Annotated in this window: 22 protein-coding genes; 6 read left to right on the top strand and 16 right to left on the bottom strand. The window is 68.6% G+C overall.

All coding sequences use genetic code 11. The features are described 5' to 3' along the window. The 3 genes from V7026_RS08000 to V7026_RS07990 form a co-directional block, all read left to right on the top strand. On the top strand, positions 1–415 hold a 415-nt coding region (locus tag V7026_RS08000; protein ID WP_334154866.1), incomplete at its 5' end, for a thioredoxin family protein. 145 nt (positions 416–560) lie between these two features. Then, entirely contained in the window at positions 561–812 is a 252-nt protein-coding gene (locus V7026_RS07995) for a hypothetical protein (protein ID WP_334154865.1), read from the top strand. Next, on the top strand, positions 779–1,054 hold the full coding sequence (locus V7026_RS07990; RefSeq protein ID WP_334154864.1) for a hypothetical protein: 276 nt from the start codon (positions 779–781) through the stop codon (positions 1,052–1,054). The genes V7026_RS07995 and V7026_RS07990 overlap by 34 nt, the downstream gene beginning before the upstream one ends. Here V7026_RS07990 and V7026_RS07985 read toward each other — a convergent pair. The 3 genes from V7026_RS07985 to V7026_RS07975 are packed head-to-tail and all read right to left on the bottom strand — an operon-like array spanning position 1,033 to position 7,768. Continuing rightward, positions 1,033–2,001 (bottom strand): diguanylate cyclase domain-containing protein, encoded by a 969-nt coding sequence (locus V7026_RS07985; RefSeq protein ID WP_334154863.1) that lies wholly within the window; start codon positions 1,999–2,001, stop codon positions 1,033–1,035. The two genes, V7026_RS07990 and V7026_RS07985, sit on opposite strands and share 22 nt — an antisense overlap. Continuing rightward, entirely contained in the window at positions 1,988–7,360 is a 5,373-nt protein-coding gene (locus tag V7026_RS07980) for a PAS domain S-box protein (protein ID WP_334154862.1), read from the bottom strand. The genes V7026_RS07985 and V7026_RS07980 overlap by 14 nt, the downstream gene beginning before the upstream one ends. Positions 7,361–7,372: 12 nt before the next feature. After that, complete coding sequence (locus tag V7026_RS07975; protein ID WP_334154861.1) at positions 7,373–7,768, bottom strand: response regulator; 396 nt, start codon at positions 7,766–7,768, stop codon at positions 7,373–7,375. Positions 7,769–7,941: 173 nt separating this feature from the next. Here V7026_RS07975 and V7026_RS07970 point away from each other — a divergent pair, with 173 nt between their 5' ends. Beyond that, positions 7,942–8,448, top strand: coding sequence for a TlpA family protein disulfide reductase (locus V7026_RS07970; protein WP_334154860.1), 507 nt, complete (start codon positions 7,942–7,944; stop codon positions 8,446–8,448). 59 nt (positions 8,449–8,507) lie between these two features. Here the strand turns inward: V7026_RS07970 and V7026_RS07965 are convergent, their stop codons facing one another. Further along, positions 8,508–8,951, bottom strand: a complete 444-nt coding sequence (locus V7026_RS07965; RefSeq protein WP_334154859.1) for a c-type cytochrome — start codon at positions 8,949–8,951, stop codon at positions 8,508–8,510. A gap of 89 nt (positions 8,952–9,040) precedes the next feature. Here V7026_RS07965 and V7026_RS07960 point away from each other — a divergent pair, with 89 nt between their 5' ends. Together V7026_RS07960 and V7026_RS07955 are read left to right on the top strand one after the other, a co-directional pair. Further along, positions 9,041–9,727 (top strand): cytochrome b/b6 domain-containing protein, encoded by a 687-nt coding sequence (locus V7026_RS07960; protein ID WP_334154858.1) that lies wholly within the window; start codon positions 9,041–9,043, stop codon positions 9,725–9,727. 47 nt (positions 9,728–9,774) lie between these two features. Next, entirely contained in the window at positions 9,775–10,296 is a 522-nt protein-coding gene (locus tag V7026_RS07955; protein WP_334154857.1) for a GNAT family N-acetyltransferase, read from the top strand. Between the two features lie 21 nt (positions 10,297–10,317). On the opposite strand, the gene V7026_RS07950 is transcribed toward V7026_RS07955, so the two are convergent. The 12 genes from V7026_RS07950 to rpsJ form a co-directional block, all read right to left on the bottom strand. After that, positions 10,318–10,830 (bottom strand): peroxiredoxin, encoded by a 513-nt coding sequence (locus V7026_RS07950; RefSeq protein WP_334154856.1) that lies wholly within the window; start codon positions 10,828–10,830, stop codon positions 10,318–10,320. A 130-nt stretch (positions 10,831–10,960) separates the two neighbouring features. Next, positions 10,961–11,224, bottom strand: coding sequence for a 30S ribosomal protein S17 (gene rpsQ / locus V7026_RS07945; RefSeq protein WP_300845798.1), 264 nt, complete (start codon positions 11,222–11,224; stop codon positions 10,961–10,963). 10 nt (positions 11,225–11,234) lie between these two features. Next, positions 11,235–11,432 carry a 50S ribosomal protein L29 gene (gene rpmC, locus V7026_RS07940; protein WP_068606864.1) on the bottom strand — a complete coding sequence of 66 codons (198 nt, stop codon included), beginning with the start codon at positions 11,430–11,432 and terminating at the stop codon, positions 11,235–11,237. Positions 11,433–11,446: 14 nt separating this feature from the next. Then, positions 11,447–11,863, bottom strand: coding sequence for a 50S ribosomal protein L16 (gene rplP, locus V7026_RS07935; RefSeq protein WP_068606866.1), 417 nt, complete (start codon positions 11,861–11,863; stop codon positions 11,447–11,449). 2 nt (positions 11,864–11,865) lie between these two features. Further along, positions 11,866–12,726 carry a 30S ribosomal protein S3 gene (gene rpsC / locus V7026_RS07930; RefSeq protein ID WP_068606868.1) on the bottom strand — a complete coding sequence of 287 codons (861 nt, stop codon included), beginning with the start codon at positions 12,724–12,726 and terminating at the stop codon, positions 11,866–11,868. Positions 12,727–12,742: 16 nt separating this feature from the next. Then, positions 12,743–13,075 carry a 50S ribosomal protein L22 gene (rplV, locus tag V7026_RS07925; protein WP_185974540.1) on the bottom strand — a complete coding sequence of 111 codons (333 nt, stop codon included), beginning with the start codon at positions 13,073–13,075 and terminating at the stop codon, positions 12,743–12,745. Positions 13,076–13,081: 6 nt separating this feature from the next. Then, complete coding sequence (gene rpsS / locus V7026_RS07920) at positions 13,082–13,357, bottom strand: 30S ribosomal protein S19 (protein ID WP_068606870.1); 276 nt, start codon at positions 13,355–13,357, stop codon at positions 13,082–13,084. A gap of 11 nt (positions 13,358–13,368) precedes the next feature. Beyond that, positions 13,369–14,193 carry a 50S ribosomal protein L2 gene (rplB, locus tag V7026_RS07915; RefSeq protein ID WP_068606872.1) on the bottom strand — a complete coding sequence of 275 codons (825 nt, stop codon included), beginning with the start codon at positions 14,191–14,193 and terminating at the stop codon, positions 13,369–13,371. 2 nt (positions 14,194–14,195) lie between these two features. Beyond that, complete coding sequence (gene rplW / locus V7026_RS07910) at positions 14,196–14,510, bottom strand: 50S ribosomal protein L23 (RefSeq protein ID WP_334154855.1); 315 nt, start codon at positions 14,508–14,510, stop codon at positions 14,196–14,198. Then, positions 14,507–15,127 carry a 50S ribosomal protein L4 gene (gene rplD / locus V7026_RS07905; RefSeq protein WP_068606876.1) on the bottom strand — a complete coding sequence of 207 codons (621 nt, stop codon included), beginning with the start codon at positions 15,125–15,127 and terminating at the stop codon, positions 14,507–14,509. The genes rplW and rplD overlap by 4 nt, the downstream gene beginning before the upstream one ends. Before the next feature lie 11 nt (positions 15,128–15,138). Further along, the gene (gene rplC / locus V7026_RS07900) at positions 15,139–15,798 is read right to left on the bottom strand and encodes a 50S ribosomal protein L3 (protein ID WP_068606878.1); all 660 of its coding nucleotides are present in this window, start codon (positions 15,796–15,798) and stop codon (positions 15,139–15,141) included. 157 nt (positions 15,799–15,955) lie between these two features. Further along, positions 15,956–16,267, bottom strand: coding sequence for a 30S ribosomal protein S10 (gene rpsJ / locus V7026_RS07895; RefSeq protein ID WP_058615886.1), 312 nt, complete (start codon positions 16,265–16,267; stop codon positions 15,956–15,958). Between the last annotated feature and the right edge of the window lie 65 nt (positions 16,268–16,332).

The raw sequence follows: 16,332 nt of genomic DNA, 5'->3' as shown, positions 1-16,332 counted from the left end.
CGCTCGTCCCCCTGCCCCCTTGCCGGTGCCGGCATCGTTGCAGACGGTGGCACAGGCCGCCGTCGCGCAGAAAGAGCCGCTCGTGGTGATGGTGACGCTGGCGGGCTGCGCGTTTTGCGAGGTGGTGCGCAACCATTACCTGGGGCCCATGCTGCGACGCGGCGAAATCCACGCCGTGCAGATCGACATGCTGGACCGGCGCGCGCCCTTGCTGGACCTGCAAGGGCGATCCACCACGGGCTATGACCAGGCCCGGGCCTGGCGCGTGCGCGTGGCCCCGACCGTGCTGTTTTTGGACGAACACGGGCGCGAGCTGGCAGAACGGCTGGAGGGCATCGGCGTGGCGGATTTTTACGGCCCCTATCTGGACGAACGGCTGCGAACGGCGCGCGCGCAATTGGGCCAGCGGCGCTGAGGGACACGGCGGCTGCGGCACGATGGTGGGCACCATTGCCCGACGCCTCGCCTGACGCCCTGCGACCGCGCCATGTCCGCCCCGACAGCCCCTTCGTCCCCCATGGCTGCTGCGGCCGGTCGTCGCGCTGATGCGGCACCTGGACATGCGCCTCGAGCTCATCGGCCTGACCCTGGTGCTGATGGTGCCGTCGGCGGTGATCGGCTCGATGCTGCTGCACGGCATCGCGGCAGACTGGCGCTACACGGCAGGTGAGCGGGCGGGCCTGCAGGGCATCCGCGCCCTCAGCGCACATCCCTCGACCGCCTGGACACCCTGCTGGCCGAACGCCAGGACGAGCTGTTGCGCCACGGCCTACTGGTCATGGTCGCCAGCCTCGTGGGTATCGGGCTGCTGATTTTCGGCACCTGGGCGTTTGCCTGGGCCACCCTGAACAGCCCGCAGATGCTGTCCTCGCGCCGGCTGATCGAGCGGGCGCAGGACATGGCCGAGGCGGCGGGCAACATCCGCCTGCGGCTGGGCACGGCGGACGAGGCCACGGCAATGGCCGAGCACGCCTGCGGCAGGCGCATGCCAGCGCGGCCTGAGCGGCCACCGTCAGCGCCTTCGCAACGCCGTCAACCGGTGTCGCGTCCGTAGCCATCCAGAGCCGCAGCGCACACCCGCGCGCGCCCTTGGTGCTTGGCCTCGTACAGCTGCGCATCGGCCAGCCCGAGCAGCAACGCCGGCTGCCAGCCCGGCTGTGCCGGCCCGGCGCGCGCCGCCACCCCAAAGCTGGCCGTCAGCACCCCACCGGGGGTGCCGTGGCGGTGCGGGATGGCCAGGGCGCGCACCGCCTCCAACATCTGCTGCGACAGCCGGCGCGCGTCGTCCAGCGCGGTGTCGGGCAGCAGGCAGGCGAACTCCTCGCCGCCGTAGCGGGCCACCAGGTCGGTCGCGCGGCGCACATGCTCGCACAGACAGGCGGCCACGCGCCGCAGCGTGTCGTCGCCGGCCTGGTGACCGTAGTGGTCGTTGTAGGCCTTGAAGTGGTCCACGTCCACCAGAATGAGGCTGAGCGCGCTGCCATGGCGCTGCGCGCGCGCCCATTCCAACGCCAGCCGCTCGTCGAACTGGCGCCGGTTGGCCACCCCGGTCAGTCCATCGACGAAAGCCAGCGCGCGCAGCAGATCGGACTGGAACTTCAGCGTCAGATGCGTGTGGACGCGCGCCCGCACCACGCTGGCGTTGATGGGCTTGGGGATGAAATCGACCGCGCCCGCCTCCAGGCACTGCGTCTCGATGTCCTCCCCACTGTGCGCGGTGACAAAGATGACCGGGATGTCGGCGGTGTCGCGCTCGGCGCGCAGCGCGCGCAGCACCGCAAAGCCGTCCAGCCCCGGCATCACCACGTCCAACAGAATCAGGTCGGGCAGCTGCTCGTGCGCGACTTTGAGCGCCTGCTCGCCGCCGGTGGCCATGAACAGCTGATGCTGCGCCGCGAGCGTGCGGTACAGCACCTGCAAGTGCACCGGCTGGTCGTCCACCAGCAGCAGGCGCGGCTTGCGCGCCGGCCACGCCGGGGCGATGGCATCAAGCGGCACCATCCGCCCCTCCCCCCTGCACGGTCCGCAGCAAGGCCTCGGCGGCCGCGTGCGCGGCGGCGAAGTCCATCGCCTCCATCGCGCGGTGCAGCGCGGCCCAGCGCTCGTCCTGGGCCACCGCCGGCTCGGCCAGCAGCGCATCGTGCACCTCCAGCGCCTCCATGTCGCTGGCGGCCAGCAGCGCGGCCAGGCGCTGGAGCGTCTCGCGCCAGCGCGCCGGGTCGGCCTGCTGGGATGCTGCCTCGTCCAGCGGCGCCTCCGCGGCGACGAGCCCGCGCACCTGCAGCTCGGCCAACACGGCCTGCAGCGCGCGCTCGGTCTGCGCCAATTCCTCGGTCAAAGCCGGCCACCACGGCGGCAGTGGTGCGCGCGGGCCAACCGGTTCGGCCAGCGCCGCCTTGACGGCGCGCTCGGCCTCGGCGGCGCGTTCGGCCAGCCGCACGGCGCCTACGGTGCCGGCCGTGCCCTTGAGGGTGTGCAGCAGCGCGGCCAGCCGCTCGTCCGTGCCGGCGTCCAGTTGCGCTTGCAGTTGCGCCTGCGTGTGCGCCAGCCCCTGCACGAAGCCGCGCACGATGCGCGCGTACAACGCGGGGTCGTCGCCCAGGCGAGCCAACGCCGCAGGGACGTCCACACGCTCGGCCTCGGGCCAGGGCGCGCCCAGGACAGCCTCGGCGGGGGCGGGGCTGGGGGCGGGCAGCTCCGCCTCGGCGCTGGCGGCCTGCGGGCGCACCGCGTGCGGGGCCCAGTGCAGCAGCACGCGCACCAGTTGGTCGATGGCAAAGGGCTTGCCCACATGGTCGTTCATGCCCGCGGCCAGGCACGCCTCGCGGTCGCTGGCCATGGCATTGGCGGTCATGGCCACGATCGGCAGCTGGGCAAGCCCCAGGCGCTGGCGGATCACCTGCGTGGCCTGCAGGCCGTCCATGACCGGCATTTGCATATCCATCAGCACCACGTCCCAGCCGTCCGGGTGGGCCTTGAGCAGGTCCAGCGCCTGCTGGCCGTGCTGCGCAAGCGTCACCTCGGCGCCCTCGCGCTTGAGCAGGTCGCGCGCGACCTGCTGGTTGATGGCGTTGTCCTCCACCACCAGGATGCGCATGCCGGCCAGACGCCGGGTAGCCGGCGCGGCGGCGGGGGTGGGGGCCTGCCCCTGGGCTGCCGCGCGCGCGGCGCGCACCACCTCCAGCAGCATCGACGCACTGACCGGCTTGACCAGAAAGCTGTCCAGTGCCGCCTGCCGCTCCTGTGGCACCTGAGCCAACACCTCGCGACCGCTGGCGGTGACCATGACGATGGCGGCACGGCGCTCCGCCGGCACATCCTGGCGCAGGGCCAGCGCCAGCGCCAGCCCGTCCATGCCCGGCAGCGACCAGTCGACGAACACCGCATCGAACGGGGGGTCGGCGGCGCGGACCTGCTGTAGCGCGGCCTGCGCATCGGCCACCCCGGTGCAGCTCCAGCCGAGCTGGCGTACCGCTGCGCACAGCAGCTCGCGCGCCAGCGGATGGTCGTCCACCACCAGGCAGCGCAGCGCCGCCAGTTCCCGCGGGATGGCTTCGGCGGCCAGGGCCGCTGGCACGTCTTGCGCCACCGGCAGCTCGATCTCGAAGGCAAAGGTGCTGCCCTGCTCCGGCGTGCTGTCCACGGTGATGGTGCCGCCCATCATCTGCACCAGACGCTGGCTGATGGCCAGCCCCAGCCCCGTGCCGCCAAAGCGCCGCGTGGTGGAGCTCTCCGCCTGCGTGAAGGCACTGAACAGCCGCGCCTGCGCCTCGGGCGCGATGCCGATGCCGGTGTCGATGACCGCCAGCCGCAGCCGCACGCGCTCGGCGCCATCGGGCTCGACGTGGCGCTCGAGCAGCCGCGCCTGCAGCGTGACGCTGCCTTCGGCGGTGAATTTGATGGCGTTGCCGGTCAGGTTGATCAGCACCTGCTGCAGCCGCATGGCGTCGCCCACCAGCACGTGCGGAATGGCGGGGTCGAGGTCGAACAGCAGCTCCAGCCGCTTGCCCTTGAGGTTGGCGGCCATGATGGTGGCCAGATCGCGCCAGAGGCGATCGACCACGAACGGCCCCGGGTCGAGTTCGAGCTTGCCGGCCTCGATTTTGGAAAAGTCCAGGATGTCGTTGATGATGCCCAGCAGCGACTTGGCCGCCGACTCGGCCTTGTCCGCATAGTCGCGCTGGCGCGCATCCAGTGCGGTCCCTAGCAGCAGCTGCAGCATGCCCAGCACCGCGTTCATCGGCGTGCGGATCTCGTGGCTCATGTTGGCCACGAACTGGCTCTTGGAACGGCTGGCCTCCTCGGCAGCGCGGCGGGCGTTCTCGATCTCGGTGACGTCGTAGCGCAGACCGACACGCAGTCCAGCCGACGTCACGCGCTCGACGACGCGCAGCGCCTGCCCGTTGAGCCGGTGAACGACGCGGTCGGTGGTCCCAGCGCGGAAGTCCGCGAGCCGCTGCGTCAGCCAGGCCTCAGGATCCTCGCCACGCAAGTCGATCGCCCCCCGTTCGACGCCCGTCCGGATGAATGTCTCGACATCCACCCCGGGCTGCAGCACATCGGCCAGATGCTGGTGCATCTGGTAGAAGCGGTCGTTGGCCCAAACCAGCCGCTCCTGCGCATCGAACACCGACAGCGACGCCCCCACCGCGTCCAGCGCGCCGACCAGCAGCTCGCGGTTGGCTTCAGCCTCGGCTCGCGCGCGCTCCAGCTCGGTGATGTCGATGCGGAAACCCACGGTGTAGCCGTCTGGCGTGCGCCGTTCGATGACGCGCAACACGCGGCCATTGGCCAAGTGCTGGGTCAGGTCGACATGGCCAGCGCGGTGCAGCGCCATGCGCTCGGCCACCCAGACGTCCACTCGGCCGACGGCCTCGGCGTACTCGCCGCGCTCGGCACCGTAGCGGATGATCTCCTCGAACGTGCGGCCCGGCTCCATCAACGGCGCGGCGATGGCGTAGATCTCGCGGTAGCGCTCGTTGCAGAACACCAGCCGGTCCTGCGGGTCGTACAGCGCGAAGCCCTCGCCAATGGCCTCGATGGCGCTGCGCAGCAGCTCCTCGGCGCGCGCGGCGTTTGTCTCGGCGGCCTTGACGTCGGTGATGTCCAGGTTGGCACCGTAGATGCGCACGGCGCGTCCGTCGGCGTCGCGCTCGAACGCCTGACCGCGCGTGCGCACCCACAGCCAGCGCCCATCCATGTGGCGCATGCGCAGCGTGTACTCGAACGCCTCGCTAAAGCCCTCGGCGTGTGCCTGAACGCCCAGCATCAAACCGGGCATATCCTCCGGGTGCACATGCTCGGCCCAGGTGGCCATGCCGATGCGCAGCGGTGCCGGCTCGAGGCGGCCCAGCATGCGCAGCCAGCGCTCGTCCACCTCGGCCTCGCCGAAGGCGGGATCCAGCACCCAGGTGCCGGCGCCGGTGGCGCGCAGGATGTTGTCGAGGCGCTGCTGCTGCGTGCGCAGGGCGGCTTCGGCCTGCTTGCGCGGGGTGATGTCGAAGCGGATCGACAGATAGCGCTCGATGCGGCCCTGCGCGTCGAGCAGCGGCGCCACGATGCTGTCGACCCAGTACCGCCGGCCGTCCTTGGCGCGGTTGCAGATCTCGCCGCGCCACGCCTGGCCGGCGCTGATGGTGCCCCAGAAGTCGGCCCAGAACGCCGCATCGTGGTGGCCGGAGTTGATGATGTTGTGCGGCGCACCGATCAGTTCGTCCCGCGTGTAGCCGCTGATGGCGCAGAAGGCCTCGTTGACATCGACGATGGTGCCGTCGGGTGCGGCCTGGCTGACGATGGCGTACTGGCGCACGGTGTTCATCAGCGTCTCGGCCTCGGCCAGGGCGATCTGCAGCCGCTCCTGCGTGCGCAGGCGCTCGGTGATGTCGATCTCCACCGCCATGAAGCCGGTGCACTCGCCCGCCTCGTCGCGCAGCGGCACGAGTTCGATCGACACCCAGTAATCGCGTCCGTCCTTGCTGCGGTTGAGGATGTCGACCTGGCAGCCCTGGCCGCGGCGCACCGCCTCGCGCAGCACCACCACCGCCTGCGGATCGGTCTCGGGTGCCTGCAGCAGCCGCCCGGGGATCTGGCCGATCAGCTCGTCGCGCGTGTAGCCGGTCAGCTGCTCGCAGGCCGCGTTGACCCAGGTGATGCGCCCCGCGCGGTCGGTGAAGATGATGGCGTTGTGCGTGTGACGCGCCACCAGCGACAGGCGATCGACGTCGGATTCGAGCGCGCGCAGCCGCTTGCGCTCGGCGCGGCGCAGCCGGAATACCGCCGTCGTGGCCCAGCCCGCCAGCAGCGCGATCGGCAGTGACCCCACAGCAATGATCAGGGCGGCCACCGGCTGCCACTGGCGCTGCAGCGCGGGCGTGCTGCGCACGAACAGGTCGTAGCGGCGCTGGCCCAGCTCGACCTGCCGGTGCGCGCCGGCCCAGGCGCTGCCGCGCCAATCCCGCCCCGCAGCCAGCAAGGCACCCCCACCATGCTGGTCGCCGTCGATCAGCGAGACGCCCTCATCGCCCGGGCCGGTATCGGACGGAATCGCCTGCCCGGGCGGGGTCCGGGCGGCGGTGCGCGAAGCGGCCGCATCGACCCAGTGCCAGTCGTAGAGCGGGCCGGTCAGGCCCGCCTCGCGCGCCAGCTCTGCCGCCGGCACGCCCATGGCGACAAAGCCCACCAGGTCGGCCGGCGTCCAGCCGCCCCGGTACACCGGCAACACGAACAGCAGTCCGTATTCGTTCCGATCGGTGTTGGCCAACCGCAGCGGCGCGCTGACGGTCAGGTTGCCGGTAGACGCCGCCTGCTGCATCGCCTGCCAGCTCGCGGGGTCGGACCCCAGCTCCAGCCCGATCAAGTGCTCCTGGCCAGACGGCTCGATCCAGTCGATGATGTAGCGGTCGCCCTCGGCCTGAGACAGCGGGCGCAGGGGGCGGTAGCGCACGTCCACCGGCAAACCGCGACGGCGCGACTGCTCCAGCCAGTCGGCCACCCGGTCGGCTGGGACGCGGCGCACGAAGGCCAGCCCGGTGGCGGCGGCGTAACGCTCGGGCAGCTCCAACGGCCCCACGTAGGCGCGCGCCTCGCGCCAATCGGCGCCCGGGCGCGCATGCAACCATCCTCGCACACCCAGCAGTAGGCCTTCGTAGCGGTCGAATGCGCTGTCCAATTGCCTCTGCGCGCTGTCCAGTTGGCGCTCCAGATGCACCTGCAACCCGTCGTTTGCGCGTTGCTGCAGCCAGGCTGCAACACCCAGCCCCAGGGCCACGACCACCAACCCCACGAGCAGCGCGGCCCAGCCGACGCCGCTATTGGTCTGCGGGGTCCCATGGCGCCCGTCCGCGGCGTGCAGCGCAGCCATCCCCATGCCCCTTCAACCCAGCACGCGCTGCAGCTCGGCCAGCAGCCGCTCGGCGTCCAATGGCTTGGCCACGTAGCCATCGGCGCCCGCGTCCAGCATGCGGCGGCGGTCTTCGGGCAGGTCGTAGGCGGTCACCATGATGACCGGCGTGCGGCGGCGGCCCGAGCGCTCCCACGCCCGTAGCTCGGCCAGCGCTTCCGGGCCGCCCATGTCGGGCATCGTGACGTCGAACAGCGCCACGTCGAAGGTTTGGGCCCGCAGGGCCTCCAACGCCTTGCGTCCGTCCGGGACCAGCACCCCGCTGTGCCCCATCTCGCGCAGAATGCGCGTAGCCAAACGCAGGTTGACCGGATTGTCGTCGGCCACCAGCACACGCAGCGGCCGCAAGGGGGAAGCGGTTGCGGTCATAGCGAACGATCGTGCCCGAATTCCCCCGGGCGGCAAGCCCGTCATGCCCCTGGCCGGAGCAAATTCGAACTTTCTCGGGGTATCGGTTTCACAAACACGACAGTCCAGGGCGCGGTGTGCGCATGCGGACTGTGGTCCAATCCCGTTTGATGCCGTCCCGAGGATTTTTGCGCATGACCCCCCGTATCCGTCCCTGGCTGCTGGCTACGCCCCTGCTCGCTGCGGTGGGGGGGCTGGGCCTGGCCGGCTGCGCGCCCGCCGAACGCGCGCCCGAGTCCACCTTCCGCCTGTTGGACGGCAGCACCCTGACCAGCGCCGATCTGCGCGGCAAAGTGTTGTTGGTCAACTTCTGGGCCACCACCTGCGTCAGCTGCGTCAAGGAAATGCCGCAGCTCATCGAGACACACCGGCGCTTTGCCGCGCGCGGCTTCGAGACGGTCGCGGTGGCCATGAGCTACGACCCGCCCGAATGGGTGGCCAATTTCACCCGGACACGGCAATTGCCGTTCAAGGTGGCGCTCGACAGCGACGGTACGCTGGCACGCGACTGGGGCGAGGTCAAGCTGACGCCCACGACTTACATCGTGGACCGGCAGGGGCGCATCGTCAAACGCTACGTCGGCGAGCCGGATTTCGCGGCGCTGGCCCAGCTGCTGGACAAGCTGCTTGCCGAGGGTTGAGGGCTGAGCAGCCGCCCTAGAACGGCGCGGAGCGGCGCATCCGCCCCGCGGCCGGCAGATCATTCGCGGTACGCGTCGTGGCAGGCCTTGCAGGTGGCCGCCGCATCGCCAAACGACTTTTTCACTGCATCCAAGCTGCCCGTGCGGGTAGCAGCCTCCAGATCGGCGATCGCCTTGACCATTTTGTCGGCGCCCGCGCGCACCTTGTCCATCTCGGCCCAGGCCTCGGGCTTGGTGCGGCTCTTGATCTTCTCGGTGTCGGGGGTGAAGCCGGCCCACGGCAGCTTGGACATCGCCGCGACGATCGCCGCATTTTCCTGCGCGACTTTGGCATCGAAGGGCACGCGCCCCTGCGCCATCGCGCCGATGCGGCTGAAATGGGCGCCCAGCACGGTGAACGCCGACTGGCGGTATTTGACGGCGTCCTCCGGCTTTTGGAACTGCGCATGGGCAGCACCACTGAGGAGCAGGGCCGCCGCAGCGGCGAGGATGCGAATCTTCATGAAAAAACCTCCAACGGATCAGCGGGAACTCCAGTGTGTGCTGATGTTCAAGCATCTGCTGTGACATTGCCATGCCAAGGGAGTTCGCCATGACCTCTGCCCCCCACCCCGGCGTCCCCGTGCGGGTCTGGGATTTACCGACCCGCTTGTTCCACTGGCTGCTGGTCGCGGCCGTGGTGGGCCTGGTCATCACCGGCAACCTGGGGGGCAACTGGATGACCTGGCACCAACGACTGGGCTATGCGGTGCTGGCGCTGCTGGGGTTTCGCCTGCTGTGGGGGCTGGTCGGCGGTCGCTGGTCGCGCTTTCAGCATTTCGTGTGCGGGCCCGGCGCGGTGCTGGACTACCTGCGCGGGCGCGGCCGTCCGCACGACGAGGTCGGGCACTCGCCCCTGGGAGCGCTGTCGGTGTTGGCCATGCTGGCGGTGCTGGCGGTGCAGGTGGGCACAGGCCTCATCAGCGACGACGAGATCGCCTTCGTGGGGCCGCTGGCGCGCTTCGTCGCCTCCGACACCGCATATGCCGCGACAGCCTTTCACAAAGGCTGGGGCAAGCTGCTGGTGCTGGGGCTGATTGCCCTGCACATCGCGGCGATCGCTTACTACCGTCTGCGGCGCGGCAAATCGCTGCTGCCGGCCATGCTGCACGGCGACAAAACGCTGCCGCCCGACACCCCGGCCAGTGCCGACGGCTGGCGGCAACGCCTGCTGGCGCTGGCGGTGGCGGTGGCCAGTGTCGCGGCGACGGTGGCCGTGGTGAATCTGGGCCACCCCTGAGGACCATCCCCCTCGCCCGGCGCGGCGGATGCCCCTATCATTGGCGTATGGTCGACGATTCCGCCTTGGTCGCCCCCATCGGTGCAGCGCCGGATATTCGCCTGCAGACCGTCGTCGGCGGGGTGCCGCTGGAGCACATTCGCACCCTGTTCCTGGAGTACCAGGACGACATTGGCATCGACCTGTGTTTTCAGGGGTTCGCAGATGAGCTTGCGGGTTTGCCGGGCGCCTACGCGCCCCCGCTGGGTGCGCTGGTGCTGGCCGCGGTGGACGGCGAAGCGGCCGGCTGCTGTGCCCTGCGCCCTTTGTTGGACAGCGACCACGGCAACGCCTGCGAGATGAAGCGCTTGTTCGTGCGGCGGGCGTTCCGGGGATTTGGCCTGGGCCGCCAACTGGTCGAGCAGATCCTGCTGCTGGCGCAGCAGGCCGGCTACGACTGCGTGCTGCTGGACACGCTGCGCGACATGGAGGCCGCGCGCACCCTGTATCACGAGATTGGGTTCGAGGAAATTCCCCCCTACTACCACAACCCGCTGCCGGGCGCGCACTACCTCAAGCTGAGTTTTTGACCGCGCACGGGCGCGCTGCCGTCAGCGCAATTGCCGCGCCTGCGCCAACAGCGTGTCGGCGTCGCTGACTTCGAACTGGCCCGGCCCCTCGATGTTGAGCGCCTTGACCACCCCGTCCTGCACCAGCATGGAGTAACGGTTGCTGCGCAGGCCCAGGCCGCGCGCCGTCAAGTCCAGCGTCAAGCCCGTTGCCTGGGCAAATTGGGCGCTGCCGTCGGCCAGCATGCGCACCTTCCCCGCCGTGCCCTGATCGCGGGCCCACGCCCCCATCACAAAGGCGTCGTTCACGCTCACGCACCAGATTTCGTCCACCCCGGCGGCTCGCAGCTCGTCGTAGCGTTCGATGTAGCCCGGCACATGCTTGGCCGAGCAGGTCGGCGTGAAGGCGCCTGGCACGGCAAACAGCGCAATCGTCTTGCCGGCCGCGGCGGCGCGCACCGGCACGGGGTTGGGGCCGATGCTGCAGCCATTGCCGTCGGTCTCGCAGTACTCCATCAGGGTCACGTCGGGCAGGGTGTCGCCAACCTGGATCATCTTGGGTCTCCTCGCAAATAAAAACGGGCGACCGCATTGTCGGTCGCCCGGACTGACCCGGCAACGAGGCCGGTTATTGGCACGGAGGCCAGCGAGCGACGGCCACCCAGCCCGCCGCCGCGGCGGCGCATCAGACCTCAGCGGCCTTTTGCACCAGGCGCGTGGCCACCCAGTTCTTGGTCTTGGACAGCGGACGGCTCTCGGTGATTTCGACGATGTCGCCCAGCTTGTACTCGCCCTTTTCGTCGTGGGCGTGGTACTTGCTCGACTTGATCACGATCTTGTCGTAGAGCTCGTGCTTGACACGGCGCTCGACCAGCACGGTGATGGTCTTGGCGCGCTTGTCACTGACGACCTTGCCGATCAGCGTGCGCTTGAGTTTGGCTTGCGTCATGGTGTGCTCCTCACTGGCCGGCGGCCTGCTTCTCGGCCAGGATGGTCTTGGCGCGAGCGATGGCCCGGCGGGTCTGACGCAGCGCAGCCGTGTTGCCCAGCTGTTGCGTGGCCTTTTGCATGCGCAGGTTGAAGTGGGCCTTCTGCAGCGACTTGATTTCGGCCTGCAGGCCGGCGACGTCCTTTTGGCGCAGTTCAGCGGATTTCATGGTGTGCTCCTTCCTCACTGGCCCAGCATGCGCGTCACGAACGTCGTGCGCAGCGGCAGCTTGGCCGCCGCGAGCTGGAACGCCTCACGCGCCAGCTGCTCGGGCACGCCGACGATCTCGTACAGCACCTTGCCGGGCTGGATCTCGGCCACGTAGAACTCCACACCGCCCTTGCCGTTGCCCATGCGGACCTCGGCCGGCTTCTTGGTGATGGGCTTGTCCGGGAAGACGCGGATCCAGATGCGGCCGCCGCGCTTGACGTGACGGCTGATGGCACGGCGAGCGGCCTCGATCTGGCGCGCCGTCAGACGGCCGCGGTCGGTGGCCTTGAGACCAAAGTCGCCAAACACCACCGTGGTGCCGCTGGTGGCGACCCCGGTGTTGCGGCCCTTGTGCTCTTTGCGGTATTTGCGACGAGCAGGTTGCAACATGGTTATTCTCCTTTGCCGTCCGCTGCTGCAGATGCGGGTGCGTCGGAACGAACGCGCTTAACGGCGGGTTGTGCGGTGGCCTCGGCCGGCTTGTCGCTGCCGTCGGCCGGCGCCGCATTGCTGCCACCCCGGCGGGCGCCACCGCGCGGGGGACGGGCCCCTTCGCGACGCGGACCGCGAGGACGGCGCTCATCGTCGGGACGCGGCGTGCTGTCCAGCGACGGCACGTCGTTGCGGCCCAAGTTGTCGCCCTTGTAGACCCAGACCTTGACACCGATGGTGCCGTAGGTCGTCTTGGCCACCGAGGTGCCGTAGTCGATGTCGGCGCGCAGCGTGTGCAGCGGCACGCGGCCCTCGCGGTACCACTCGGTGCGCGCGATTTCGATGCCGTTGAGGCGGCCCGACGACATGATCTTGACGCCCTGCGCGCCCAGGCGCATGGCGTTCTGCATCGCGCGCTTCATGGCGCGGCGGAACATGATGCGCTTTTCGAGCTGCTGGGTGATCGAGTCAGCGATCAGTTGCGCGTCGACTTCGGGCTTGCGGATCTCTTCGATGTTGACGGCCACCGGCACGCCCAGCATCGTGGCGAGGTCTTTCTTCAGGCGCTCGATGTCCTCGCCCTTCTTGCCGATCACCACGCCCGGACGGGCCGAGTAAATGGTGATGCGCGCGTTCTTGGCAGGACGCTCGATCACGACGCGCGAGACGGCGGCGTTCTTGAGCTTTTCGCGCAGGTACTCGCGCACCTTGATGTCGTCGGCGAGCATGCCGGCGAACTCACGGTTGCTGGCGTACCAGCGGCTGGCCCAGTTGCGGCTGACCGACAGACGGAAGCCGGTAGGATGGATTTTCTGCCCCATGGTCTTCCTTTCCTGGTCAGTTGCCGACGGTCACGTAGATGTGGCAGGTCGGCTTGCTGATGCGGTTGCCCCGGCCCTTGGCACGCGCCGTGAAACGCTTGAGCGTGGTGCCCTGCTCGACGTGGATGGTCTTGACCTTCAACTCGTCGATGTCGGCACCGTCGTTGTGCTCGGCGTTGGCGATGGCGGACAGCAGCGCCTTCTTGATGATGCCGGCAGCCTTCTTGGGCGTGAAGGTCAGGATCTGGAGGGCCTGGTCCACCTTCTTGCCGCGAATCAGGTCGGCCACCAGCCGGCCCTTGTCGGCCGACAGGCGCACGCCGCGAACGATACAGCGGGTTTCCATGATCAATCCTTACTTCTTGGCTTTCTTGTCGCCGGGGTGGCCCTTGAACGAGCGCGTCAGCGAGAACTCGCCCAGCTTGTGGCCGACCATCTGCTCGGTCACGTACACCGGCACATGCTGCTTGCCGTTGTGCACGGCAATGGTCAGGCCGATGAACTCGGGCAGGATCGTCGAGCGCCGCGACCAGGTCTTGATCGGCTTCTTGTCCTTGGCGGCCTGCGCCTTCTCGACCTTGGCCATCAGGTGATGGTCAACGAAGGGACCTTTTTTCAGAGAACGAGACATGGCTCAACCCTTTACTTCTTGCGGCGCGACACGATCATGTTCTGCGTGCGGCGGTTGCTGCGGGTGCGGTAACCCTTGGTCAGGTTGCCCCACGGATCGACCGGCGGCTTGCCGGTACCGGTGCGGCCCTCACCACCACCGTGCGGGTGATCGATCGGGTTCATCGCCACGCCTCGCACCGTCGGGCGGATGCCCATGTGGCGCTTGACGCCGGCCTTGCCGAGCTGGCGCAGGCTGTGCTCGCTGTTGGACGCCTCGCCGATGGTGGCGCGGCAGTCCACGTGCACCTTGCGCACTTCGCCGGAGCGCAGGCGGACCTGGGCATAGACGCCCTCGCGCGCCAGCAGCACGGCGGAGGCACCGGCCGAGCGCGCCATCTGGGCGCCCTTGCCCGGTTTGAGCTCGATGCAGTGGATGGTCGAGCCGACGGGGATGTTGCGGATCGGCAGCGTGTTGCCGACGCGGATCGGCGACTCGGCCCCGCTCACCACGGTCTGCCCGACTTCGATGCCGCGCGGCGCGATGATGTAGCGGCGCTCGCCATCGGCGTAGCACAGCAGCGCGATGTGCGCGGTGCGGTTGGGGTCGTACTCCAGGCGCTCCACCTTGGCCGGGATACCGTCCTTGTTGCGACGGAAGTCCACGACGCGGTAGTGGTGCTTGGCACCGCCGCCCTTGTGGCGCACGGTGATGTGCCCGTTGTTGTTGCGACCGGCGGTCTTGGCCAGCGGCTCCAGCAGCGGGGCGTAACCGGGGCCCTTGTACAGGTTATCGCGCGAGACCTTCACCATGCCACGACGGCCCGGCGAGGTCGGCTTCATCTTGATGACTGCCATGATCAGACACCCTCTCCGCCGAACTGGATCTCCTGACCTTCGGCCAGGGTCACATAGGCCTTGCGCACGTGGTCACGGCGACCGATGGTCTTGCCGAAGCGCTTGACCTTGCCCTTTTGGTTCAGGACGTTGACGCCCTGAACTTTCACGTTGAACAGCAGCTCCACCGCGGCCTTGATCTCGGGCTTGCTGGCATCGCGCAGCACCTTGAACAGGACGGTGTTGGCCTTTTCGCCGACGCGGGTGGCCTTCTCCGAGATGATCGGCGCCACCAGCACTTGCATCAGGCGACCTTCGTCGAACTTCGGCTGGCTCATGCGAACATCTCCTTGAGTTGGTCGAGCGCACCCTTGGTGACCAGCACCTTCTTGTAGTGCACCAGCGACACGGGGTCGGCGTAGCGCGGCTCGACGACCAGCACGTTGGGCAGGTTGCGCGACGCCAGGTACAGGTTCTCGTCGACCTCGTCGGCAATCACCAGCACCGAGTTCAGGTTCATGGCCTTGAGCTTGCTCGCCAGCAGCTTGGTCTTGGGCGCATCGACCTTCAGACCCTCGACCACCGACAGGCGGCCTTCACGTACCAGTTGCGAGAAGATGGCGGCCATGCCGGCGCGGTACATCTTCTTGTTGAGCTTCTGGCTGAAGTTTTCGTTGGGGCTGCTCGGGAAGATCTTGCCGCCCCCGCGCCACAGCGGCGACGAGGCCATACCGGCACGGGCGTTGCCGGTGCCCTTTTGGCGGAACGGCTTCTTGGTCGTGTGCTTGACGGCGCCACGATCCTTTTGGGCGCGCGTGCCCTGGCGGGCGTTGGCCTGATAGGCCACGACCAGCTGGTGCACCAGCGCTTCGTTGAATTCGCGACCGAACACGGTCTCGGGCACATCCACAGTGGACGCGGCCTGACCCTGGTCGTTGAGGAGTTCGACTTGCATCCGTTCGCTCCTTACTTGGCTGCCTTGACGGCCGGACGGACGGTCACGAAGCCGCCCTTGGCACCCGGAACGGCCCCCTTGATCAGGAGCAGTTGACGCTCGGCATCGACACGCACCACGTCCAGGTTCTGGGTGGTGACGGTCTCGTCGCCCATGTGACCGGTCATGCGCTTGCCCGGGAACACGCGGCCCGGATCCTGCGCCATGGAGATCGAACCCGGCACGTTGTGCGAACGGCTGTTGCCGTGCGAGGCGCGCTGCGAGCCGAAGTTGTGGCGCTTGATCGTGCCGGCGTAGCCCTTACCGATGGTCGTGCCCTGCACGTCCACCTTCTGCCCGGGCTGGAACAGCTCGGCAACGGGGATGACCGCGCCCGGGGCGTACTTGGCCGCCACCTCGGCGCTGACGCGGAACTCTTGGAGGATTTCGCCGGCTTCGACACCAGCCTTGGCGAAGTGACCGGCCATGGGCTTGGTCACCCGCGTGGCGCGCCGCTTGCCGAACGCCACCTGCAGGGCGTCGTAGCCGTCGGCCGCCTGGGTCTTGACTTGTGCCACCCGGTTGTTGGACACATCGACCACCGTGACGGGCACAGCGTCCCCGTCCTCGGTGAACAGACGCATCATGCCCACCTTGCGGCCCAACAACCCGAGAGAGTTGCTCAGACTCATTGTTTTCTCCGTTCCCGACTGCAATTGGCCGGGGCTGATGGCCCGCCGCCAGAAATATCTTCTGCAGGCACGGGCTGGTTACAGGTTTGCTTCGCCAGCAAAAAGAGCGAAGCCCGCAAGTGTACCTTGCGGGCTTCGCGGCGTCAAGCGCTGCGGATTACTGCAGTTTGATCTCGACGTCCACGCCGGCCGGCAGATCCAGCTTCATCAGCGCGTCCACCGTTTTGTCGGTCGGATCGACGATGTCCATCAGACGCTGGTGGGTGCGGATTTCGAACTGGTCACGGCTGGTCTTGTTGACGTGCGGCGAACGCAGGATGTCGAAGCGCTTCATGCGCGTCGGCAAGGGCACCGGACCCTTGACGATGGCGCCGGTGCGCTTGGCGGTATCGACGATCTCGGCCGCAGAGGCATCGATCAGCTTGTAGTCGAACGCCTTGAGGCGGATGCGGATCTTTTGCTTGTTCATGACCGCGGCCTCACTCGATGATCTTGGCGACGACGCCGGCGCCGACGGTGCGCCCGCCCTCGCGG

The sequence above is a fragment of the Tepidimonas sp. genome, assembly GCF_036825565.1.
In the GTDB taxonomy this organism is placed as follows: domain Bacteria; phylum Pseudomonadota; class Gammaproteobacteria; order Burkholderiales; family Burkholderiaceae_C; genus Tepidimonas.
This window is presented reverse-complemented; position numbering and strand designations above follow the sequence as displayed.